The 21,876-nt window shown below is 60.6% G+C and carries 22 protein-coding genes; 19 read left to right on the plus strand and 3 right to left on the minus strand.

The annotated features are described in order from the left end of the window. Window positions 1-54 precede the first annotated feature (54 nt). From flhB to motD, 8 genes are all read left to right on the plus strand, one after another. Window positions 55-1,236 carry a flagellar biosynthesis protein FlhB gene (gene flhB, locus ABNT42_RS06100; RefSeq protein ID WP_348695364.1) on the plus strand — a complete coding sequence of 394 codons (1,182 nt, stop codon included), beginning with the start codon at window positions 55-57 and terminating at the stop codon, window positions 1,234-1,236. After that, on the plus strand, window positions 1,233-3,356 hold the full coding sequence (gene flhA, locus ABNT42_RS06105; RefSeq protein ID WP_348695366.1) for a flagellar biosynthesis protein FlhA: 2,124 nt from the start codon (window positions 1,233-1,235) through the stop codon (window positions 3,354-3,356). The genes flhB and flhA overlap by 4 nt, the downstream gene beginning before the upstream one ends. Before the next feature lie 72 nt (window positions 3,357-3,428). Beyond that, the gene (locus ABNT42_RS06110) at window positions 3,429-4,373 is read left to right on the plus strand and encodes a DUF4351 domain-containing protein (RefSeq protein ID WP_348695369.1); all 945 of its coding nucleotides are present in this window, start codon (window positions 3,429-3,431) and stop codon (window positions 4,371-4,373) included. A 149-nt stretch (window positions 4,374-4,522) separates the two neighbouring features. Then, entirely contained in the window at window positions 4,523-5,905 is a 1,383-nt protein-coding gene (flhF, locus tag ABNT42_RS06115; RefSeq protein WP_348695372.1) for a flagellar biosynthesis protein FlhF, read from the plus strand. Then, window positions 5,898-6,695, plus strand: coding sequence for an antiactivator of flagellar biosynthesis FleN protein (locus ABNT42_RS06120; protein WP_348695375.1), 798 nt, complete (start codon window positions 5,898-5,900; stop codon window positions 6,693-6,695). The genes flhF and ABNT42_RS06120 overlap by 8 nt, the downstream gene beginning before the upstream one ends. Before the next feature lie 53 nt (window positions 6,696-6,748). Continuing rightward, on the plus strand, window positions 6,749-7,480 hold the full coding sequence (locus ABNT42_RS06125) for an RNA polymerase sigma factor FliA (protein ID WP_155433248.1): 732 nt from the start codon (window positions 6,749-6,751) through the stop codon (window positions 7,478-7,480). Next, window positions 7,462-8,208: a flagellar motor protein gene (locus ABNT42_RS06130; RefSeq protein ID WP_348695379.1), complete on the plus strand. Its 747-nt coding sequence runs from the start codon at window positions 7,462-7,464 to the stop codon at window positions 8,206-8,208. Before ABNT42_RS06125 ends, ABNT42_RS06130 begins: the two co-directional genes overlap by 19 nt. 1 nt (window position 8,209) lies before the next feature. Further along, a complete protein-coding gene (gene motD / locus ABNT42_RS06135; RefSeq protein ID WP_348695382.1) occupies window positions 8,210-8,983 on the plus strand; it encodes a flagellar motor protein MotD in 774 nt (257 codons plus the stop codon). An 81-nt stretch (window positions 8,984-9,064) separates the two neighbouring features. On the opposite strand, the gene ABNT42_RS06140 is transcribed toward motD, so the two are convergent. The 3 genes from ABNT42_RS06140 to flgA all read right to left on the minus strand — a co-directional run bounded on the left by ABNT42_RS06140 (window position 9,065) and on the right by flgA (window position 10,714). Then, complete coding sequence (locus ABNT42_RS06140) at window positions 9,065-9,541, minus strand: flagellar protein FlgN (RefSeq protein WP_348695385.1); 477 nt, start codon at window positions 9,539-9,541, stop codon at window positions 9,065-9,067. A gap of 7 nt (window positions 9,542-9,548) precedes the next feature. Continuing rightward, window positions 9,549-9,863, minus strand: coding sequence for a flagellar biosynthesis anti-sigma factor FlgM (flgM, locus tag ABNT42_RS06145; protein ID WP_161033954.1), 315 nt, complete (start codon window positions 9,861-9,863; stop codon window positions 9,549-9,551). Window positions 9,864-9,988: 125 nt separating this feature from the next. Next, window positions 9,989-10,714, minus strand: coding sequence for a flagellar basal body P-ring formation chaperone FlgA (gene flgA / locus ABNT42_RS06150; protein ID WP_348695388.1), 726 nt, complete (start codon window positions 10,712-10,714; stop codon window positions 9,989-9,991). A gap of 207 nt (window positions 10,715-10,921) precedes the next feature. On the opposite strand from flgA, the gene flgB reads away from it, so the two are divergent. From flgB to flgL, 11 genes are all read left to right on the plus strand, one after another. Next, window positions 10,922-11,347, plus strand: a complete 426-nt coding sequence (flgB, locus tag ABNT42_RS06155) for a flagellar basal body rod protein FlgB (RefSeq protein WP_348695391.1) — start codon at window positions 10,922-10,924, stop codon at window positions 11,345-11,347. 2 nt (window positions 11,348-11,349) lie between these two features. Further along, the gene (gene flgC / locus ABNT42_RS06160) at window positions 11,350-11,757 is read left to right on the plus strand and encodes a flagellar basal body rod protein FlgC (protein ID WP_155433254.1); all 408 of its coding nucleotides are present in this window, start codon (window positions 11,350-11,352) and stop codon (window positions 11,755-11,757) included. 16 nt (window positions 11,758-11,773) lie between these two features. After that, on the plus strand, window positions 11,774-12,469 hold the full coding sequence (locus tag ABNT42_RS06165) for a flagellar hook assembly protein FlgD (RefSeq protein ID WP_348695394.1): 696 nt from the start codon (window positions 11,774-11,776) through the stop codon (window positions 12,467-12,469). Between the two features lie 61 nt (window positions 12,470-12,530). Beyond that, a complete protein-coding gene (locus ABNT42_RS06170; protein ID WP_348695397.1) occupies window positions 12,531-14,087 on the plus strand; it encodes a flagellar hook protein FlgE in 1,557 nt (518 codons plus the stop codon). A 38-nt stretch (window positions 14,088-14,125) separates the two neighbouring features. Continuing rightward, window positions 14,126-14,866, plus strand: a complete 741-nt coding sequence (gene flgF / locus ABNT42_RS06175; protein ID WP_348695400.1) for a flagellar basal-body rod protein FlgF — start codon at window positions 14,126-14,128, stop codon at window positions 14,864-14,866. 72 nt (window positions 14,867-14,938) lie between these two features. After that, window positions 14,939-15,721, plus strand: a complete 783-nt coding sequence (gene flgG, locus ABNT42_RS06180) for a flagellar basal-body rod protein FlgG (RefSeq protein ID WP_348695403.1) — start codon at window positions 14,939-14,941, stop codon at window positions 15,719-15,721. A gap of 10 nt (window positions 15,722-15,731) precedes the next feature. Beyond that, window positions 15,732-16,388, plus strand: a complete 657-nt coding sequence (locus ABNT42_RS06185; protein WP_348695406.1) for a flagellar basal body L-ring protein FlgH — start codon at window positions 15,732-15,734, stop codon at window positions 16,386-16,388. An 8-nt stretch (window positions 16,389-16,396) separates the two neighbouring features. Then, window positions 16,397-17,551, plus strand: coding sequence for a flagellar basal body P-ring protein FlgI (locus ABNT42_RS06190; protein WP_348695409.1), 1,155 nt, complete (start codon window positions 16,397-16,399; stop codon window positions 17,549-17,551). A 12-nt stretch (window positions 17,552-17,563) separates the two neighbouring features. After that, on the plus strand, window positions 17,564-18,529 hold the full coding sequence (gene flgJ / locus ABNT42_RS06195) for a flagellar assembly peptidoglycan hydrolase FlgJ (RefSeq protein ID WP_348695412.1): 966 nt from the start codon (window positions 17,564-17,566) through the stop codon (window positions 18,527-18,529). A 51-nt stretch (window positions 18,530-18,580) separates the two neighbouring features. Then, a complete protein-coding gene (flgK, locus tag ABNT42_RS06200) occupies window positions 18,581-20,539 on the plus strand; it encodes a flagellar hook-associated protein FlgK (protein ID WP_348695415.1) in 1,959 nt (652 codons plus the stop codon). A 5-nt stretch (window positions 20,540-20,544) separates the two neighbouring features. Further along, window positions 20,545-21,807 carry a flagellar hook-associated protein FlgL gene (flgL, locus tag ABNT42_RS06205; protein WP_348695418.1) on the plus strand — a complete coding sequence of 421 codons (1,263 nt, stop codon included), beginning with the start codon at window positions 20,545-20,547 and terminating at the stop codon, window positions 21,805-21,807. The last annotated feature ends 69 nt before the right edge of the window (window positions 21,808-21,876 follow it).

Raw genomic sequence — 21,876 nt, forward strand, 5'->3', positions numbered from 1 at the left:
TGGCACGATCGATACTGATCCCCGTTCCACTTAACCCCGCAGCAGGCAGGCACCATGGCAGAAGATAGCGACGCCGAAAAGACCGAACCCGCGTCACAGAAGCGCCTCGAGCAGGCGCGTGAGGAAGGCGACGTTCCCCGAAGCCGGGAAGTAGCAACGTTTACCGTGCTGATGGCAGCCGGTGCCGGTCTGTGGATGACGGGCGAAAGCTTGATCCGTCAGCTCAGTTCGGCACTGGTGTCGGGGCTGGCCCTGACGCCGGAGCAGGTGTTCGATGCCGATGTGCTGATCAATCGCATACTGGTCGATCTGGTGCGCGTGCTGCTGGCTTGTCTGCCGCTGGGCGTGGCGGTGATGGTGGTGGCACTGGTGTCGCCGCTGCTGGTCGGTGGCTGGCTGTTTTCTGGTAAGGCCGTGATGCCGAACTTCGGCAAACTCAATCCCATCAATGGTATCGGCAATATGTTCTCCGCCAATGCGCTGGTGGAACTGTTCAAAGCGGTGGCCAAGGCGCTGGTGGTCGGACTGGTGGCGTGGCTGGTGGTGATGAAGCAGAAAGATGCCGTGATCGGGCTGGCGGTCGAGCCGCTCAAGCTGGGTACGGCGCACCTGCTGCATATCCTGGCCAGCAGCTTCCTGTTCATTGTCGGCGCGCTGGGCTTTATTGCTGCCATCGATGGCCCTTACCAGATCTGGCATTACGCTAACAAACTGAAGATGACGCGTCAGGAACTGATCCAGGAATCCAAGGAGTCCGACGGTAATCCCCAGATCAAGGCCAAGATCCGCCAGCTGCAGCGCGAGATGGCCAAACGCCGCATGATGGCCGATGTGCCGACCGCCGATGTGGTGGTGACCAACCCGACCCACTATGCGGTGGCGCTGAAGTACGACGACGGCATGCGCGGCGCGCCACGCGTAGTGGCCAAGGGCACGGACGAAGTGGCGGCCAAGATCCGCGAGATCGCGCGCGAGCACAAAGTCACCATGCTGGAAGCGCCGCCACTGGCCCGTGCGCTGTTCAAGCATACGGAAATCGGCGACGAAATTCCGGAAGCGCTGTACGCGGCAGTGGCCGAAGTACTGGCCTATGTGTTCCAATTGCGTCTGTTCAGCAAAGGCAATGGCAACCGTCCGGAAGTACCGAAGAAACTCGAGGTGCCGCCAGAGCTGGACCCTCTGCACGTGAGCACGCTCAAGCAGCAAACTGAACCGAATAACGGAGCACCTGTATGAACGCCCTGAGCAACATCAAACTGCCGCCATGGCTGCAAGGTCTGGCCAATAGCCGTAACAAGAGCAGTCTGGCCGCACCTATCCTGATCATCATGATGCTGGGCATGATGGTGCTGCCGCTGCCGGCTTTCATCCTCGATCTGCTGTTCAGTTTCAATATCGCCCTGTCTGTCATCGTGCTGCTGACCAGCCTGTACACGGTCAAGCCGCTGGACTTCATGGCTTTCCCTACCATTCTGCTGGTATCGACCATGCTGCGCCTGTCGCTGAACGTGGCTTCGACCCGTGTGGTGCTGACACAGGGCCATACTGGTGCCGATGCGGCCGGTAAGGTGATTGAAGCCTTCGGTCACTTCCTGATCGGCGGCAACTACACGGTCGGTATCGTGGTGTTCATTATTCTGACCATCATCAACTTTACCGTGGTCACCAAAGGTGCTGGCCGTATCGCTGAAGTGGGCGCCCGTTTCGCACTGGATGCGATGCCCGGTAAGCAGATGGCGATTGACGCCGACCTCAATGCCGGCCTGATCGGCGAAGCGGAAGCGCGCAAACGCCGTAGCGAAGTGGCGCAGGAAGCGGAGTTCTACGGCGCCATGGACGGTGCCAGTAAATATGTGCGCGGCGATGCCGTGGCCGGTATTCTGGTGACGGTGATTAACGTGGTGGGCGGCCTGCTGGTGGGCCTGCTGCAGCACGATATGCTGTTCGCCGATGCGATCAAGAACTACACGCTGCTGGCCATCGGTGACGGTCTGGTAGCACAGATTCCATCGCTGGTGATTTCGACCGCGGCCGGTATCGTGGTGTCGCGCGTGGCCAGCGAGCAGGATATCGGCACGCAGGTGGTGGGGCAGCTGTTTGCCAAGCCGCAGGTGCTGTATATCACCGCTGCCATCATCGGCGGCATGGGGCTGATTCCGGGCATGCCGAATCTGGTGTTCCTGCTGCTGGCGGCAGTACTGGGCGGCTCGGCCTATCTGCTGACGCGCAAGGAGGAGTCGGCCAAGGCGGAAGAAGTGGCGGCAGCGGAAGCGGCAGCGACGGCGCCTGCTGCAGCGCCCGAGCAGGAAGAGGCTAGCTGGCAGGACATCATGCCGGTCGATACGCTGGGTCTGGAAGTGGGCTATCGCCTGATTCCGCTGGTGGATAAGACCCAGGGTGGCGAGCTGCTCAAACGTATCAAAGGCATCCGTAAGAAATTTGCGCAGGAAGTGGGCTTCCTCGCGCCACCGGTACACATCCGCGACAATCTGGAACTCAAGCCTTCGGCTTATCGTATCGCGCTGAAAGGCGTGGAAGTGGGCACGGGCGAAGCGTATAACGGCCAGTTCCTGGCGATTAATCCCGGTATGGCCAGCGGCACCTTACCCGGTATGGCCACCAGCGATCCTGCTTTCGGCCTGCCCGCAACGTGGATCGATGCCAGCCTGCGCGATCAGGCGCAGAGCATGGGCTATACGGTGGTGGATGCCGGCACCGTGGTGGCCACGCACCTGAACCATCTGATTACCACCCACGCTTCCGAGCTGCTGGGCCGTGCCGAAGTGCAGGCGCTGCTCGATCATCTGGGCAAGGATGCGCCTAAGCTGGTAGAAGATCTGGTGCCGAAAACGGTATCGCTGTCGACCTTGCAGAAAGTGCTGCAGAATCTGCTGGTGGAAGGCGTGCACATTCGCGATATGCGGTCGATTATCGAAACACTGGCCGAGCATGCCGGCAATACCCAGGATCCGAATGATCTGACGGCACTGGTGCGGATTGCACTGGGTCGCGCCATCGTGCAGCAACTGTTCCCCGGTGCCAGCGAACTGTCCGTGATGACGCTGGATAACCGTCTCGAACGTCTGCTGATGCAGGCACTGGCGGCCAGTGGCCCCGATGGTGCCGGCATCGAGCCGGGGCTGGCCGATACCATCGCCCAGCAGGCCCAGCAGGCTACTGCCCAGCAGGAAGCACTGGGACTGACGCCGGTGCTGCTGGTGCCGGGGCCACTGCGGGCGCTGCTGTCGCGCTTCCTGCGCCGTTCGCTGCCGCAGCTGAAGGTGCTGTCGCATGCCGAGGTGCCCGAGGCTAAGACTATCCGTGTCACGGCCCTGGTCGGCCAGCAGCCAGCCTAAGAGGCAGCACGCGACTGAGGCGAGATTGCGCCAGTCGCAGTGCCGGACACGCAGGCGGCCTAGACTGCCTGCATGGACGATGACTACGATACGCCTTGGAAGGAGGTGCTGGTCCGCTATCTGCCGGACTTTATGGCCTTCTATTTCCCGCGCACTCATGCCGCCATCGACTGGTCGCGTCCATTCAGTTTTCTCGATCAGGAACTAGCTGCTCTGAGCGGCGGTGCTGCGCTGGGCAGGCGGGTACTGGATAAGCTGATTCGCGTTTTCAGCACGGATGGCGACGAGCAGACCTTGCTGCTGCACGTGGAATTGCAAGGCTGGCGCGATCGGGCCTTTGCCGAGCGCATGTTCACCTACCACTACCGCGTATATGACCGCTACCGCCAGCCGGTGGCCAGCATGGCTTTGCTGCTCGACGATGGCTGGCGCTGGCGTCCCGCGCGTTTTGGCTACCAGACGCTCGATTGCCGCTTACAGCTGGATTTTCCCGTAGTGAAACTGCGCGATTTTGAGGCGCGGATGGCGCAACTGCATAGCGATCCGAATCCGTTTGCGCTGGTCACGCTGGCTCATCTACAGGCGCGTAAGACGCGGCACAATGCGTTTCAGCGGCGTCATGCCAAGTGGCATCTGACCAAACTACTGTTGCGGCGCGACTGGGATAGGCAGCGTATCATCGACTTGTATCGCACCATAGACTGGTTGCTGCGCTTGCCAGCCAGTCTGGAGAGCCGCGTGCGGCGCGGCATACATCTGATCAGGGAGGGCACTGACATGGCATACCTATCATCGCTCGAACGTTATGGGCTGGAGCAAGGACTGCAGCAAGGACTGGAACAAGGGCTGCAGCAAGGACAGGCAGCACAGTTGTTAGCCATGCTGGAACTGCGCTTTGGCACGCTGCCGGATGCGGTGCGTGAGCGTGTGTCGAAGGCTGAAGTGCCGCAGTTGCAGCGCTGGGCACGCAATTTTGTGCATGCGGAGCGGCTGGAGCAGGTGTTCGTAGCGGAGTAGCCGGCGAGGGCTGCATAGGGGAAATACGGCCGAATTGTCCTCTTGTTCATCGGATCGTTTCCGGAGTGCATCGTCAATAATGGCACTGTACGAGGAAAAGTTGTCTCACTCAGAAGACAGCACTCACCCCAGAATGCAGAGAGCCGGCCATGAACGTCAAAAAATTTACCGCCCCGACCTCCCGTGAAGCGCTGCGCAAAGTGCGTGAAGCACTGGGCCCGGACGCTGTGATCCTGTCCAACCGTCAGGCCGACGGTGAAATCGAGATACTCGCGCTGGCGAACGAAGACGCTGCCTCGCTGGCCATGCCAGCCCCCCATTCGCCGATGGCCGAACCGCCACCAATGCTGGACCTGCCTAGCGCAGCACCGGTGGCACGCGCCGAAGCCCCACGCGCTGCAGCACCTGCGCCGCGCGCACCTGCCGCTGCACCGCGCCGCGCTGCTGCGCCCGCCGCTGCTCCAGCTTATGCCAGCGCTCCAGTTGCACCCGCTGCACCGGCCATGAGCGCCGATCAGATCAATGCCATGGTGGCGGCTGCCGTCGCCAGCGCCAAGGAATCGGCCGCGGCTGAAATGATGGGCATGATGAATGAAATCCGCGCCATGCGCGGCATGATGGAAACCCAGTTGGCGGAAATCTCGTGGGGCGCCACCCAGTCGCGCGAACCGCAGAAAACTGCCGTGCTGCGCGAAATGCTGGCCGCCGGTTTCTCGGCCAGTCTGGCCCGCTACCTGATCGAAAAACTGCCGGCCAACCGCGATGCTGCCGACAGCATGCGCTGGATTAAATCGGTGCTGAGCCGCAACCTGTCGGTGATGGCGAATGAAGATGCGCTGCTCGATCAGGGCGGTGTGTTCGCACTGGTTGGCCCTACCGGCGTCGGCAAAACCACCAGCACCGCCAAACTGGCAGCGCGCTGCGTGATGCGTCACGGCCCGGACAAGCTGGCCCTGATTACCACTGATGCCTACCGTATCGGCGCGCACGAACAGCTGCGCATCTACGGCAAAATCCTCGGCGTGATGGTGCACTCGGTAAAAGACGAAGCCGATCTGCGCATTGCCCTGAAAGAACTGAAAAACAAGCACACCGTCCTGATCGATACCGTCGGCGTCAGCCAGCGCGACCAGATGGTGACGGAGCAGGTGTCGATGCTGCAAGGTGCCGGTGCCAACGTCAAGCGCCTGCTGTGCCTGAATGCTACGGCGACCCAGGAAACCCTGAACGAAGTGGTGCGTGCCTATCAGGGCAGCGGTCTGGCCGGTTGCATCATGACCAAACTGGATGAAGCAGCTGCCATCGGCAATGTGCTCGATGTGGTGATCCGCCAGAAACTCAATCTGTTCTACGTCTCGAACGGCCAGCGCGTGCCGGAAGATCTGCATCTGGCCGATCCGGCCTACTTGATCGACCGCGCCTTCAAGCTCAAGCGCGATGTCGCAGCCAGCCAGTTCCTCGATGCCGAACTGCCCCTGATGATGGGCGCCGGCGCCAGCGATTCCGCTCTGCGCGAGGTGCACCTTGGCTAATTTCGATTTCGATCAGGCCGAAGGCCTGCGCCGCATGCTGGCGGGGCCCAAGCCCCGCATCGTCACCTTCCTGTCCGCTTCGGCGGCCGACGACAAAGCTGCCATGCTGGTCAATCTGGGCGCTTCGCTGGCCCGCGCCGGCAATGACGTGCTGCTGATGGATGCCTGCGCCAGTGCGCATGGCGTGGCCAGCCGGCTGGGTGTGGATAGCGGTGCCTGCCTACTCAACGTGGCACGGCAGGAATGTGCGCTTGATCAGGTCATCCATCAGGCACCGCAAGGTTTTGCCGTCGCGTCGATGACGCGTGGCCAGCCCCGCAGCGGCCCCGATGAAACCCGCCGTCTGGCCAAAGCCTTCGATGTGCTGGTGAAACAGACCGGTATCGTCATCGTTGATGGCGAATTCGATGGCCACGGTTTCCCGCTGCCCATCATGGATAGCTCGGAAATTGTGGTGCAGGTCGGAAAAAGTGCTGCCTCGATCACGGCCGCATACAGTATGATCAAGCGTCTGAATCAGGAACTGGGCCGGCGCCCGTTCGGAATTCTCGTCACCGGGGCTTCCGAAGCGGAAGCAAAGGTGGTATACGATAATATGGCACAGGCTGCTAGCCGTTATCTGGCGGTCAACCTGATTTCCATGGGCTCGGTCCCGGCGGATGAATACCTGCAACGCGCAGCACGCTTGGGGCGTGCCGTGGTGGATGCTTTTCCGCTGGCCGGTGCTTCGGTGGCGTTCCGCCAGCTGGCAGGACGGTTTGCCATGGCGGCAACGCCAGCCTGGCGCTAGTGCTGACAAGACGAGTGACGGCAACACGTACTCAATGACGATAAAAACAGTTTATGTACACGGTTAAAGGGAAAGCGGACAAGAATTCTTTACTGACGGAGCACATGCCGTTGGTAAAGCGCTTGGCCCATCACATGAAGGCGAAACTGCCCCCCAGCGTCGAAGTCGACGATCTGGTGCAGGCCGGTATGATCGGTCTGCTGGACGCCATCAGCCGGTACGAAGATAGCCACGGTGCCCAGTTCGAGACCTATGCCGTGCTGCGTATCCGCGGCGCCATGCTGGACGAATTGCGCAATAGCGACTGGCTGCCCCGTTCCATGCGCCAGAATATGCGCAAGATCGAAGCGGCTATGAGCACCTTGCAGCAGCGGCTGGGCCACCCGCCGACCGAATCGGAAGTGGCGAAAATGCTCAAGCTGTCGCTGGCCGACTATCAGGAAATGCTGTCCGATGGCGGCGGCCACCAGCTGGTCTACTACGAAGATTTCCACGACGACGATGGCAACGACAGCTTCCTTGACCGCTATTGCTCGGACGAAGAAAGCGACCCGCTGCGCGCACTGCTGGACGGCGATTTCCGTCAGGCCGTGATCGACGCCATCGATGCGCTGCCACCGCGCGAAAAGATTCTGATGGGGCTGTACTATGAAGAGGAGCTCAACTTGAAAGAAATCGGCGCCGTGATGGGCGTGTCGGAATCACGCGTATCGCAATTGCATACGCAAGCAGTGGCACGTCTGCGTGCATCGCTGCGGGAGCGGTCATGGACTGGGCCAGCGTAGCCGGGGTGCTGCTGGCGCTAGCCGGCATCGTCATCGGCCAGGCGCTGGAAGGCGGCAAGCTGTCGTCGCTGTTCCAGCCCGCCGCGTTCGCCATTGTGGTGGTAGGCACGGTCGGTGCCGTGCTGCTGCAGAGCCGCTACGCCAGTTTCAAGCGCGGCCTGCGCATGCTGGCGCTGGTGTTCACGCCGCCGCCTGATACACGGCTGGCGCTGGCACGCGAAATCAATGCATGGAGTTTGTCGGCGCGGCGCGATGGGCTGCTGTCGCTGGAGCGCTATATGCTAGCGTCGAAAGACCCGTTCATCACCAAAGGCTTGCGCCTGATCGTCGACGGCATTAATCCGGACAAGCTGCGCCAGATTCTGGACGCGGAAATCACCGTGTACGAAACCGAAGAGCGTCTCGCCGTGCGCATATGGGAATCGGCCGCCGGCTACTCGCCTACCATCGGTATTCTGGGCGCCGTGCTGGGTCTGATCCACGTGATGGAAAACCTCACCGACCCGAACAAGCTGGGTGCCGGCATCGCGGTGGCTTTCGTCTCTACCGTGTACGGCGTGGGACTGGCCAATCTGCTGTTCTATCCGATTGCCAACAAACTCAAGGCCGTGGTCACGCAGGCGGTATTCCAGCAGGAGATCGCTGCTGCCGTGTTCTACGATATTGCCACTGGCGACCATACCCGCGTCATCGACGAACGCGTCGCTACGCTGATGCAGGGGCGCTAGCATGCAGTACCGCCGCGCCCGCAGGAAGTTCGATGACGAACCGGAGAATCACGAGCGCTGGCTGATTTCGTATGCCGACTTCATTACCCTGCTGTTCGCGTTCTTCGTGGTGATGTATGCGATTTCCTCCGTCAACATCGGCAAATACCGGGTGTTTTCCGATGCGCTCGGCGACGCCTTCGGCGGTGCCGGTTCGGCCCAGCTGATCAACACCGAGGTGCCCAGTCTGCCGCTACCCAACGTGGCCATCAAGCGCCGCGCCGATGCCATTCGCAAAGAAAAAGAGCACATGACCAAGCTGGCGCAGGACTTGCTGTCGACGCTGGCGCCGCTGGTTAAGGAAGGCAAGGTGCGGGTGACGCAGAATAGCCGCGGCGTCAGTGTGGAAATCAATGCGTCCGTGCTGTTCGATCCCGGTGATGCGCGCCTGACGGCGGAGTCGACCGAAGCACTGCGTGCCGTGGCCACGCTGCTGCGTAGCGATAGCCATAATGTGCAGGTGGAAGGGCATACCGACAACCAGCCTATCCGCAATGCGCTGTTCCCCTCTAACTGGGAATTATCGGCCGTGCGCGCCAGCAGTGTGGTGCGGCTGTTCATCGATGCTGGTGTGGGCGCCGAACGTCTGACGGCAGTTGGCTACAGCTCGAATGTACCGGTGGCGTCGAACGATGATCCGATCGGGCGGGCGCGCAATCGCCGCGTCGCCGTGACCATTTTGTCCGGCATCCCGGAAACCATTACGGAAATTCCGACCGGATTACCGAACCAGTAGAGTGGAGAAACGGTAGCAGCAAAAACTAACGGCGACCTTTGGTCGCCGTCGTTGTTTGTGGCTGGTGCAACCTCGCCAGACTTAGCCAGCCAGGAAGCCGCGGCTGCGCGGCAGGGTGGTGGACATGCCACCGGGGCCGTAGAAATTATTCGGTGCTGCATGGGCGGGACGCAGGGCTTGCAGTGCTGCCTGAGTATTGTTCATCTGCTTGTTGATCAGCATGCCGTTGATGCGGTTCAGCTCTTTGGCTTCGCGCGTATGCTGTAACAGGGCTTGCCACAGCGTGGTGGCTTCAGGGGTTTCGGCGCCGCTGGCGGCAACCCAGGCATCCATGCCTGCTTCTTCGGCTGGGTAACCGGCTTTGCCCAGTGCCCGGTGGCGCTGGGCCGACAGCATGGTCATCTGCGTGACCAGCGTATTCTTCTTGGTGGTGATGGCCGGCATGCCTTCCATCTCCGCCGCTACCAGTAATTGCTGTTCCTGCTTTAGGACGTCCACTAGCGTGGACATGATCTGTTGTTCTTCGCGCAGGCTGTTCAGCGGGGTAGCGGTTGCCATGATGGACCTATCGTTTACGGGAGTGCAGCAGATCCTTGACGGTGTCGAGTAAGCCATCTGCTACTTTTTCTGAATTGACCTGGAACTGGCCGTCAGCAATTGCCAGCTTGATGCGTTCGACTTTTTTCGTGTCGAACACTGCGCTGCTGCTGCCGGTCGAACTGGCCGCCAATGCCTGCCCTTGCGGCGACAGGCGCACATTGTCTGACGTCGCTGGCGTAGCCGGAGCAGCGGCCTTTTCTGCGCCGCGCGCAGTCGAGGTCGAGGCCGGAGTTGCCGACGGCAAACCAGTGGTGCTCTTCAATGTATCGTTAATTTTCACAGCATTTCCTTCTCTGGTAGGAGTACGAAACTCCGGGATCTGAGTATCTATCGGCACCGTCTTAAGAAACTTTAGCGTTGCCTCGCATAAACTTCAGAATTCCCGTTCTCCTCACCAAGGCAGCGTCAGAACGCCACTTCCACCATGCCGCCCGCTTTGGCGATGCCGCTGATCTGCTGGCCGCCCGCGGTGCGGACTTGTACTACCTGACCGTCGCCGGCCGTGCTCATGGCCCGGCCTTCGGACGACACACTGAAACCATTGCCGCTAGTAATTACGCGCACCAGCTGGCCCGATTGCACCACCGGCTTGCTGCGCAGCGTATCGAGCCGCAGCGGCATACCGGCAGGCAGAGAAATATTGGCACTTCGACCAATCACCTGTGCCGCTTCGGTAGCGATGCCGGCGGGCAGCATGGTGAGGTCACCTTTGAGCGTTACCAGTTGTCCTGCATCGATGCTCTGGCCCTGTGCCAGCGGCACGGCACTGGCCACATAGTCGCCGATCACGGTGACGGTAGCCTGTACATAGATAGTCCACGGGTTAGGTGCCACGCAGCGTACGCCCACCGTGGTCTTGCCCCAGGCGCGTGCACCGGCCATGAAGAAGGGCTGCGGTTCGGCGCAGGCCGCCAGCTGCATGCGCGGGTCGATGGCGCCTATGCTGAGTGTGACCTGACCGGGCAGGCCAGCCGTCTGCACCTGCAGAAACTGTTCGACACTGCGGCGCAGCGTGGCGGCATCTTGCCGCTGGGGCGCAGTCTGGGCGGGAACCTGGGCAATGGCAGCGCCGCTCAGGCAGAGCAGGGCAGTGCCAAGAGTGCGGAGGGTGCAGGTGAGTCGAGTATGCATGGTAGTCCGGTGGCCGTAGCCGTAAGAGTCTTTCTGATACTGCCATCTTAATCGTCGCCGGCGCGCTTGAATGGATGAATAGGCCGGAAAACTACCGCTTTATCAGTCGATGGTGCCGCCCCCTGCATGCGTATCATCGATCCTGTCATTACACCTAGTCCGTCGTTGGACTTCATTAGTAGGCATGTGGAGAGGTTGGAGGCTGTCATGTTAGGAAAACTCGACGCTTATCTGCGCTTTAACGAAGCGGCACTGAGCTTGCGCTCGCAGCGCCAGGCTGTGCTCGCCTCTAACATTGCCAATGGTGATACGCCTAACTACAAGGCGCGTGATATCGATTTCACCAGCGCGCTGCAATCGGCACTGGATAAGAGCGGCGGCAATGTGCCGGCCACGCTGAAGACCACGGCGGCCAAGCATTTCCCCAACCCCCAGCAAGCAGCCGGTACCAATGCGGACGGTACGCCGCTGCTGTACCGCGGCGTGGTGCAGGGTGCGGTGGATGGCAATACCGTGGACATGGATGTGGAGCGTAACCAGTTCACCGATAACGCGGTGCGCTATGAAGCCGGCATCACCATGATCAATGCGCAGATCAAGCACATGATGGCTGCCATTCAGGGAGGTAACTGATTATGTCGCTGTTTAATATTTTCAATGTGTCCGGTTCGGCCATGAGCGCGCAGTCGCAGCGCCTGAATGTGGTGGCGTCGAATCTGGCCAATGCCGACAGTGCCACCAGTGCCAGCGGCGAAGCTTACCGTGCCCGTCAGGTGGTGTTCGAAGCCACCCCGCAGGCCGGCGATGGCAGTTCCACCGGCGTGCGCGTCAAGCAGGTGGTGGAAGACCAGTCGCCCATGAAACAGATGTATGACCCCAAGCATCCGATGGCGGACGAAAAAGGCTATGTGACCATGCCTAACGTGAATGTGGTGGACGAGATGGTGAATATGCTGTCGGCCTCGCGTTCGTATCAGACCAACGTCGAAACCATGAACGCAGCCAAAACGCTGCTGCTCAAAACCCTGACCATCGGCCAGTAAAACCTAAGAGGCAATCATGACTATTAGCGGAGTAATCGACACCCCTATCTCTTCCACGGTATCCAGTGCCGCCAGCACGGTGGCCAAGGATAGTGTGGAAGCCGATCAGGATAAATTCATGAAGCTGCTGGTGACCCAGTTGAAGAATCAGGATCCCCTGAATCCCATGGATAACGCGGCCATGACCAGTCAGCTGGCCCAGCTGTCCACCGTGACGGGGATTAACAAGGTCAATGCCACGCTGGAATCGCTGCGCACCGACCAGGCAGCCGCCCAGTCGCTGACGGCCACCAATCTGATCGGCAAAGGCGTGCTGGTGGCAGGCAAAGGCATAGAACTCTCGAGCAGCACCGATAGCGCCGGCAATACCACTCATAGCAGCGTGTTCGGGGTCGATCTGGCGTCGGCGGCAGAAAGTGTCACCATTTCGATCCAGGACAGCTCGGGTTCCACCGTGCGCACCCTGAGCCTGAAGAGCCCCGATGTAGGCACTTATCCGCTGACCTGGGATGGCAAGACCGATGCCGGTGGCACGGCCGCCGACGGTAACTACACCTTTACCGTCAAGGCCGTCAGTGGCAGCAAGACGCTGAGCGATGCGACCGCGCTGCAACTGGCTTCCGTGGCCAGCGTCTCGACCGGCAGCGGCGGGGTAAAACTGAATACTTCACTGGGGCAGTTCACCATGTCCCAAGTGAAAGAAGTACTGTAACGATTAACCAGCGTGCTTGCTCACAAGCGCACATTAGCTCATACCTAGCAGGGGGAATACCATGTTCCAACAAGGACTTAGCGGCCTGAACTCAGCATCCAAATCGCTGGATGTGATCGGTAATAACATCGCCAACGCCAGTACGGTTGGTTTCAAGAGCTCGCAGGCGCAGTTCGCCGACCTGTATGCCAACTCGCTCAATGGTGTGTCGGGTAACAATGCCGGTATCGGTGTGACCACTTCCAAGCTGGCCCAGCAGTTCACCCAGGGGAATATCGAAACCAGTACCAACCCGCTGGACGTCTCCATCAATGGTGGCGGCTTCTTCCGCCAGGTGGTGAATGGCGCCGTGCAGTACTCGCGCAATGGCCAGTTCCACGAAGATAATACCCACACGCTGGTGAATGCTCAGGGCGCCGTGCTGACGGGATACCTGTCGAATTCGGCCGGGACGATTCTGCTGGGCGCGCCGGTGCCGCTGACGCTCGATAAGTCGGACCTGACTCCGGTGCAGACGACGACGGCCAACTTCCAGTTGAACCTGAGCTCGGCAGAGAAAGTCCCTGCCACGATTCCGTTCGATGCCGGCGATCCGACCAGCTACAACAAGCAGACGGTGCTGAACGTGTACGATAGTCTGGGTACTTCGCACATCATGACCACTTACTACGTCAAGACCGATGCCAATACCTGGGACGTGTATGCTGCAGCGGACAACAAAGAGGTAGTGTCCGGCAGTGTGGCAGCAGCTATCAATAGCGATACCACCGTGCAGGGGGCCCGTACCGCCTACAACGATGCGGTGCGTGCAACGCCGCCTGATGTGGCAGCGATTGCGGCCGCCGCCGGTGCCTATGCCGCTGCCGCGTATAACTCGATGCTGACGGCCGCTTCGGTGCCGCCGGCTGCTGCGTCGCAAGCCCAGCTCGATGCTTTGACCGCCGCGTTCTCGGCGCTCGATCCGACCGCCAGCGGTTCGATTACGGGGCAGACGCCGGACCAGATCAATGCCAAGCTGGCCGCCGCGATTACCGTGCCCGCAATCAAAGTCGGTACGCTGCTGTTCGACAAGAACGGCGCGCTGAATCCGCAGGCGATGGCACTGCTGCCCACCCCGCAGACGCTGCCTTTCAATATCAGCCTGCCGATCTTCCCGGATACGGGTGCCCAGCAGCCTATGATGGTCTCGACCACTTTCGATAAGACCACTCAGTACGGCAGCGTGACCAACGATCTGGGTTCGACCCAGAACGGTTATTCGGCCGGTTCGTGGCAGCGTTATGCGATCGATGAAAACGGTGTGATTCTGGGCCAGTACAGCAACGGTAAATCGCGCGCCATGGGACAGATCTGTCTGGCCAACTTCGCCAGCGTGGATGGCCTGACGCCGCTCGGTAACAATGCCTGGTCGGAGAGCTCGGCGTCCGGTACGCCGACGGTCGGGGTGCCGAATGCGGGTTCGATGGGCAAGCTGCGCGCCAGTTCGGTAGAAACCTCGAACGTCGACCTGACGCAGGAGCTGGTCAATATGATCACCGCCCAGCGCGTGTATCAGGCCAATGCCCAGACCATCAAGACGCAGGACTCGGTGCTGCAGACCTTGGTCAACCTGCGCTAAGCCTAGCCTAGCGATAGCAACAGAAAGAGGAAACGGCCATGGATCGTCTAGTCTATACGGCAATGACAGGGGCACGCCACGTAATGGAGCAGCAAGCCACCGTGGCCAACAACCTGTCCAATGTCAGCACCACGGGCTTCCGCGCCCAGCTCGACAGCTTCCGTGCTGTACCGGTGGTGTCCGATGGCTTGCAGACGCGCGCCTTCGTGGTCGATTCCACGGTCGGGGCCGACATGCGCGCCGGCCCGATCCAGACCACCGGCCGCCCGCTCGACGTGGCGATCCGCGATCAGGGCTGGCTGGCCGTCACGTCGGCCGATGGGTCGGAAGCCTATACCCGCAACGGCAGCCTGAAAGTCAGCGATAACGGCTTGCTGCAGACCCAAAGCGGGCTCACGCTGGTGGGCGATGGTGGTCCCATCGCGATTCCGCCCGATACCAACATCAGCATCGCCAGCGATGGTACGGTGAGTGCCATTTCGAATGATTTCAAACCGGGCCCCGCCAATGTGCTGGGCCGCTTGAAACTGGTCAATCCCGACACCAAGGGACTGGTACGCGGCAACGACGGCCTGTTCCGCCAGAGCAGCGGCGAAGTGGCCGAAAACGACCCCGCCGTGCGCCTCGTCGATGGCGCGCTGGAAGGCAGTAACGTCAACGCGGTCGATTCCATGGTCAACATGATCAGTCTGGCAAGGCAGTTCGAAATGCAAATGAGTCTGCTCAAGAACGCCGAGAATAACGCCGCAAAAGCCACCCAGATCCTCGCTTTGAGTTGATGCCTGCTCCCGCATAATGCTTGTGTGGGATGAGTAGCTGTCGCTACCCCGTCCAAGCAAGGGAGAAGCATCATGATACGTTCACTGTGGATCGCCAAGACCGGCATGGAAGCGCAGCAGACTGCGCTCGACGTCACCACCAATAATCTGGCCAACGTCGGCACTAACGGCTTTAAAAAGTCGCGCGCCGTGTTCGAAGACCTGCTGTACCAGAATCTGCGCCAGCCTGGCGCCCAGTCCTCGCAGCAGACCAATCTGCCGTCCGGCATGCAGCTGGGCACGGGCGTGCGTCCCGTCGCGATCGAACGCATCCATACGCAGGGTAACTCCCAGGCCACTGGCAACGATAAAGACCTGATGGTCAGCGGTAACGGTTTCTTCAACGTGCTGCTGCCCGATGGCACCACTGCCTACACCCGTGACGGCTCGTTCCAGCGCGATAACAATGGCCAGCTGGTGACGTCCAGTGGCTATGTGCTGCAACCGGCTATCACCATACCGCAGTCCGCGCTGTCGTTCACGGTAGGCCGTGACGGCACCGTGTCTGTCACGCTGCCGGGCCAGACGGCACCGCAGCAGATCGGCAGCATTCAGGTGTCGACCTTCATCAATCCGACCGGGCTCGAATCTAAGGGTGAAAACCTGTACGTGGAAACGGGCGTGTCCGGCAATCCCCAGACCAATACGCCGGGCACCAACGGCGCCGGGGTGATTCTGCAAGGTTATGTGGAAACTTCCAACGTCAACGTGGTGGAAGAAATGGTCAATATGATCCAGACCCAGCGTGCCTACGAAATCAATTCCAAGGCCATCACCACGTCTGACCAGATGCTGCAGAAACTGTCGCAGCTGTAAGGAGACTGATATGAAATCTAGCTTCCTGATGATCGTCGCGGCCCTGGGTCTGAGCGCCTGCGCTACCACCCCGACCTCCATCGTGCAGATGCCGCTGACGGCCCGTCCGCTCACCAGTGCGCAAATGCAGGCCGCGCCCAACAGTGGCGCGATCTACCAGCCGGCCGCCTATCGCCCCATCTTCGAAGACCGGCGCGCACGCCATATCGGCGACGTGCTGACCCTGGTGATCACGGAAAAGACTTCGGCCGTGAAAGCGGGTGCCAGTTCGGGCAACAAATCGGGCAGCGTCAGCGCCAGTGTACCGGGCCCGCTGCAATCGAGTTTCGGCGGCACCATAGGCGCCAACAGCGCCAGCAAGTTTTCCGATGCAGACAACCAGTCGGCCAGCAATACCTTTACCGGCACCATGGGGGTGACGGTAGTGGAAGTGCTGGATAACGGCAATCTGATCGTGGCCGGCGAAAAGCAGGTGGCCATGAACAAGGGCGTGGAATTCATCCGCTTCTCCGGCATGATCAATCCGGACAACATCGGCACGGGCAATACCGTGCAATCGACGGCCGTGGCAGATGCCAAAGTGGAATACCGCACCAACAGCACGATAGACCGTGCCGAGATGAACTCGATGGCTTCGCGCTTCTTCCAGAGCCTGTTACCTTTCTGAGAACTATCATGGACAGCAATCAATCAATCACGGAAGGCGTACGCCGCATCAGCGGTCTGTGCAAGCTGGCCGTACTGCTGCTGGTGCTGCTGCTGGCCAGTCTGCTGGTACAACCGGCCCGCGCTGAACGCCTGAAAGATCTGGCCAGCATCGCTGGCGTGCGGCAGAATCAGCTGATCGGTTACGGTCTGGTGGTGGGTCTGGATGGCAGCGGTGACCAGACTACCCAGACCCCGTTCACGGTACAGAGCGTGGTCTCCATGCTGCAGCAGCTGGGGGTGAATCTGCCACAGGGCACCACGCTGCAATTGAAAAATGTGGCGGCCGTGATGGTGACGGCTTCGCTGCCAGCGTTCGCCCAGCCGGGCCAGACGCTGGATATCACCGTCTCGTCGATGGGTAACGCCAAGAGTCTGCGCGGCGGCACGCTGCTGATGACGCCACTCAAAGGTGCCGATGGTCAGGTCTATGGCATGGCACAAGGCAATGTGCTGGTGGGGGGCGTGGGCGCTGCTGCCGGCGGCAGCTCGCAAGTCGTCAACCACCTGAGCGTGGGTAAAATTTCCGGCGGCGCCACGGTGGAACGTGCCGTGGCGAGCAAGCTGGGCGAAGGCAACTTTATCCATCTGGAACTGAACACGGCCGATTTCGCCACCGCCAGCCGGGTGGTGGAAGTGATCAACGATAAATACGGTCCCGGCATTGCCTATGCACTCGATAGCCGCGTGATCCGCGTGCAGTCGCCTAGCAGTAGCGACCAGCGCGTGGCCTTCATCGGCACCCTGCAGGATATGCAGGTGGCTGCAGCCGAACAGCCCGCCAAAGTCATCATGAACGCCCGCACCGGCTCGGTGGTGATGAACCGTGCCGTCACGCTCGATACCTGCGCCATTTCGCACGGCAATCTGTCGGTGTCGGTCTCGGCCGAGCCGCAAGTGAGCCAGCCGAATGCCCTGTCCGGAGGCCGCACCGTGGTCACGCAGAATCCGCAGATCGGCATCAAGGCCGATAGTGGCAAAGTGATGCTGGTGAAAGGCGGCGCTTCGCTGGCCGAGGTGGTGAAAGCCTTGAATGCGATCGGCGCCACGCCGCAGGATCTGCTGTCGATACTGCAGGCCATGAAAGCCGCCGGTGCCTTGCGCGCCGAACTGGAAATTATCTAAGCGGGTGCCATCATGACCAGCCCCAAGGTATCTACCGATCTGAGCAACAAATTTGCCCTCGATGTCAAAGACATGGGCAATTTGAAGCAGTCGGCGCGCGCCAATGATCCGGCCGCGCTGAAGACGGCAGCGACCCAGTTCGAGGCAATGTTTGTCAACATGATGATGAAGTCCATGCGCGAAGCCACGCCGCAGGACGGGCTGATGGATAGTCAGACCACCAAGACCTTTACTTCCATGCTGGATCAGCAGACCAGCCAGAACATTGCCAAACGCGGCATCGGCCTGTCCGACATGCTGGTGCGCCAGCTGTCGCGCAGCAGCGAACAGCAGGCGCTGGCCATCGGCAACGATGGCGCGACGGCTGCTGCGGGCGAGGCCGGCGGCAGCTTCGGCGGACTAGCCAGCCTGATGGATGCCCGCCTGCAGCGCGCCATCGCCGCCGCCGGTGGTGCCGGCGCGGCGTCGGTGGATGACAACAGCGCCGTGCCTGCCACCACCACCAGTGCCTCGCCCTCCGAGCATGTGCGCAAATTCCAGCAGAAGCTGGGCGCGGCCGCGGAAGAAGCCAGCCGTACTACCGGCATCCCGGCCAAGTTCATGCTGGGGCAGGCGGCACTGGAAAGCGGCTGGGGCAAACGCGAGATCAGGAACCGCGACGGTAGCAGCAGCCACAACCTGTTCGGCATCAAGGCCAGTGGCGACTGGAAGGGCAAGGTGGTGGAAGCCACCACCACGGAATACGTGAACGGCAAGGCACAGACCAAAGTCGAGCGCTTCCGCGCCTACGACAGCTATGCCGATTCGTTCAAGGATTACGCCAAGCTGATCGCGACCAATCCGCGCTATGAAAAAGTGCTGGCCAGTGGCGGCGATGCGACCCGCTTTGCCCAGGGCCTGCAGAAGGCTGGCTATGCCACCGACCCCCATTACGCGACCAAGCTGGCGAGCATCATCAAGCGCTCGCTGGCTGGCTAATCAAGTTTGACGCCGGCTTGCCGTAAACGACACCATAGAGAGTAATCCATCATGTCCAGTCTCCTCAGCATCGGTACCAGCGGTCTGTTGTCGGCGCAAGTAGGCCTGTCAACCACCGGCAATAACATCACCAACGCTGGTGTGGCCGGCTACAGCCGTCAGGTGGCCATACAGGTCGATTCGTCCACCCGCGACGAAGGCTTCGGCTTTGTCGGCAGCGGTACGGAAGTGGTGGCCGTGCGGCGTTTCTACGATAACTTCCTGGCCACCCAGTTGCGCGGGGCCGAGGCCACGCAGGCTTCGCTGGAAGCCTATAGCAAGCAGATTGCCCAGGTCGATAATCTGCTGGCCGACCCTACTGCCGGTCTGTCGCCGGCCCTGCAGGATTTCTTCAACGGGGTGCAGGATGCCACTTCCAACCCTGCTTCGGCCGCTTCGCGTCAGGCACTGCTGTCCAGTGCCGGTTCGCTGACCTCGCGTTTTCAGGGACTGAGCGCGCGGCTGACGGAAATCGCCGCCGGCGTGAATAACCAGATCGCTGCCAACGTCACGGAAATCAATTCCTACGCGCGCGAGATCGCCAACCTGAATAACAGCATCTCCGGCCTGAGCACGGATGGCAAGCCCGCCAATGATCTGCTGGACCACCGCGACCAACTGGTGACGGAACTGAACAAGCTGGTCAAGACCACCATTCTGCAAGGCCCGAATAACACCCTGACGGTAGAAATGGGCACGGGCCAGCCGCTGGTGGTGGGTACTACGGCCTTCCAGCTGGGCACTTCGAATTCGCCGACCGACGTGGCGCGCGTGACGCTCGGCTATCAGGCCGACAACGGCGGCTTTAGCGCGCTGCCGGAAAGCGTGTTCACGGGCGGCCAGCTGGGCGGCCTGCTGGAATTCCGCAATGGCGCGCTGGATAGGGCGCAGAATTCGCTGGGGCAGGTGGCGGCCGGTCTGGCGGTCAGCTTCAATGCCCAGCACGTGCTGGGACAGGATCAGAACGGTGATCTGGGCACCAATTTCTTTGGTCCCATCAACGCTTATGTAGGGCGCAACAACCGCAATTCCATGGCCAGTACGGCCGATGTGACGGCGGTGGTGACGGATGCCAGCGCGCTCACGGCCAGTGACTACAGCGTGGATTTCGACGGCACCAATTTCAGTGTCACGCGCAAGAGTGATGGCAAGATTACCCAGATCAACCCGTTCCCCCAGACGGTGCCGCAAACCATCGACGGGGTGGACTACACCATTACGGGCACGCCGCAAGCCAAGGATAATTTCGTGGTGCGGCCTACCTATCAGGCGGCCAGCCAGATGAATGTGCTGATCGTCGATCGTAGCAAGATTGCGCTGGCAGCGCCGATCACTACGGCCGCGCCAACCACCAACTCCGGTAATGGCAAGATCACGGCAGGCACGGTGGATGCCGCCTATCTGGTGCCGGGGGCGGCACTGACGGCGCCGTTGACGCTGACCTATGACAAGGCCAGTGCCAGCTTCTCCGGCTTCCCTGCAACCCAGGATGTGACGGTGACAGTGAACGGTACGAGTACTGTGTATCCGGCTGGAACCGCTTCGATACCCTATACGGATGGCGCCCAGATCAGTTTCGGCGGGATGAATTTCGCCATCAGCGGCACGCTGGCCGATCTGGACAAATTCACCGTCGGCCCGAATGTGAGCGGGGTAGGCGATAGCCGTAACGGGGCTTTGCTGGCCGCGCTGCAAAGCAAGAACATACTCGACGGGGGCAAAGCCACCTACCAGACCACCTATGCGCAGATGGTCAACTTTGTCGGCAACAAGGCGCGCGAAGCCCAGATCAGTAACTCGGCGGCGGATGCCGCCGTGCAGCAGGCCACCAATCAGCAGCAGAGTGTTTCCGGCGTTAATCTCGATGAAGAGGCGGCCAATCTGTTACGCTATCAGCAGGCTTATCAGGCCGCCGGTAAAGTCGTGCAGATGGCCAGCACCCTGTTCGATACACTGCTCAATATTAGGTAATTATCATGATTATGCGTATCAGCTCGAAGACTATCTTCGACGTCGGCGTCAACCAGATAGGCTCGCTACAGAATGCCGTGTCGAAGACCCAGCAGCAGCTGTCTACGGGGCGGCGCAATCTGACGGCGGCCGACGACCCTATCGCCACTGCACGCGCGCTGGAAGTGACGCAATCGCAATCGATCAATACCCAGCTGGTGACCAACCGTTCGAATGCGCGCAGCATGCTGTCGCTGGAAACCGTGGCGCTGGCCAGTTCGACCTCTATTCTGCAGGACATCAAGACCCTGACCGTGAATGCCGGCAATGGCGGCATGACGCAGAAAGACCGCGAATCGCTGGCGGTGGAACTGGAAGGCCGGCTGGCCGACCTGCTGGGTCAGGCCAATTCCTCGGACGGCGTGGGCGGCTATGTATTCTCCGGCTACAAATCCACCACCTTGCCGTTTTCGCCCACGGCCACGGGGGCCAGCTATCAGGGCGATCAGGGCCAGCGCGAACTGCAGGTTGGCTCGACCCGCAAAGTGCCGATTACCGATTCTGGCTCATCTGTATTCGAAAACAACGTTACCGGCAACGGCACGTTCGTAACGGGGGCCGATCCGGCCAACTATACGCGTGGCGGTTCCGGCATCATCAGCCCCGGTTCCGTCAAGGATGCTACCCTGCTGACGGGGCATAACTACCAGATCGATTTTCAGGTAGTACCGGCCACGGCGGGTACGCCCAAAGTCACCACTTACACCGTGACGGATCTGACGTTGAACCAGCCCGTACCACCGGCTCCCGTGCCGGCGGTGCCGCAAGCTTATACCAGCGGCCAGAGTATCAACTTTGACGGCTTACAGTTCGAGATCAAAGGTGATCCGGCCGATCTGGATAATTTCACCATCGCACCGAGCACGCGCCAGTCGGTATTCACTACGGTGACGGATCTGATTGCGGCGTTGCGCGCACCGGGCGACGGTGCGGCCGGGCAGGCCAGCCTGAACAACAAACTGAATCAGGCCCACATGAATATCGACAATGCCACCGACAATCTGCTGTCGGTGCAGTCGGCGGTGGGCTCGCGTCTGAAAGAGCTGGATTATCTGGACAGCTCCGGAGACGACCTGAACCTGCAATATGCGGCCACCCTGTCCGATCTGCAAGACGTCGACACAGTGAAAGCCATCTCCCAGTTCACCCAGCAGCAGACCATGCTGGATGCAGCGCAAAAATCCTTCAAATCGCTGTCCGGCCTATCGCTGTTCAACTACATCAGCTAACTTCGAGCTAACTTCGGGGTCAGATCTGTCATTCGGACATTCAGCCCGCACCGTTGATACAACTCAAGG

Source organism: Duganella fentianensis (genome assembly GCF_964031615.1).
GTDB classification, from domain to species: Bacteria; Pseudomonadota; Gammaproteobacteria; order Burkholderiales; family Burkholderiaceae_D; genus Rugamonas; species Rugamonas fentianensis_A.

Bases quoted from the DNA above. Each gene is read 5' to 3' on its own strand.
- flgA (WP_348695388.1), bottom strand. From the start codon at position 10,714: ATGCATACTCGACTCACCTGCACCCTCCGCACTCTTGGCACTGCCCTG.
- flgF (WP_348695400.1), top strand. From the start codon at position 14,126: ATGGATCGTCTAGTCTATACGGCAATGACAGGGGCACGCCACGTAATG.
- ABNT42_RS06190 (WP_348695409.1), top strand. From the start codon at position 16,397: ATGGACAGCAATCAATCAATCACGGAAGGCGTACGCCGCATCAGCGGT.
- flhF (WP_348695372.1), top strand. From the start codon at position 4,523: ATGAACGTCAAAAAATTTACCGCCCCGACCTCCCGTGAAGCGCTGCGC.
- ABNT42_RS06185 (WP_348695406.1), top strand. From the start codon at position 15,732: ATGAAATCTAGCTTCCTGATGATCGTCGCGGCCCTGGGTCTGAGCGCC.
- ABNT42_RS06125 (WP_155433248.1), top strand. From the start codon at position 6,749: ATGTACACGGTTAAAGGGAAAGCGGACAAGAATTCTTTACTGACGGAG.
- motD (WP_348695382.1), top strand. From the start codon at position 8,210: ATGCAGTACCGCCGCGCCCGCAGGAAGTTCGATGACGAACCGGAGAAT.
- flhB (WP_348695364.1), top strand. From the start codon at position 55: ATGGCAGAAGATAGCGACGCCGAAAAGACCGAACCCGCGTCACAGAAG.
- ABNT42_RS06165 (WP_348695394.1), top strand. From the start codon at position 11,774: ATGACTATTAGCGGAGTAATCGACACCCCTATCTCTTCCACGGTATCC.
- ABNT42_RS06140 (WP_348695385.1), bottom strand. From the start codon at position 9,541: ATGGCAACCGCTACCCCGCTGAACAGCCTGCGCGAAGAACAACAGATC.
- flhA (WP_348695366.1), top strand. From the start codon at position 1,233: ATGAACGCCCTGAGCAACATCAAACTGCCGCCATGGCTGCAAGGTCTG.
- flgG (WP_348695403.1), top strand. From the start codon at position 14,939: ATGATACGTTCACTGTGGATCGCCAAGACCGGCATGGAAGCGCAGCAG.
- flgJ (WP_348695412.1), top strand. From the start codon at position 17,564: ATGACCAGCCCCAAGGTATCTACCGATCTGAGCAACAAATTTGCCCTC.
- flgB (WP_348695391.1), top strand. From the start codon at position 10,922: ATGTTAGGAAAACTCGACGCTTATCTGCGCTTTAACGAAGCGGCACTG.
- flgL (WP_348695418.1), top strand. From the start codon at position 20,545: ATGATTATGCGTATCAGCTCGAAGACTATCTTCGACGTCGGCGTCAAC.
- ABNT42_RS06130 (WP_348695379.1), top strand. From the start codon at position 7,462: ATGGACTGGGCCAGCGTAGCCGGGGTGCTGCTGGCGCTAGCCGGCATC.
- ABNT42_RS06170 (WP_348695397.1), top strand. From the start codon at position 12,531: ATGTTCCAACAAGGACTTAGCGGCCTGAACTCAGCATCCAAATCGCTG.
- flgK (WP_348695415.1), top strand. From the start codon at position 18,581: ATGTCCAGTCTCCTCAGCATCGGTACCAGCGGTCTGTTGTCGGCGCAA.
- ABNT42_RS06110 (WP_348695369.1), top strand. From the start codon at position 3,429: ATGGACGATGACTACGATACGCCTTGGAAGGAGGTGCTGGTCCGCTAT.
- flgC (WP_155433254.1), top strand. From the start codon at position 11,350: ATGTCGCTGTTTAATATTTTCAATGTGTCCGGTTCGGCCATGAGCGCG.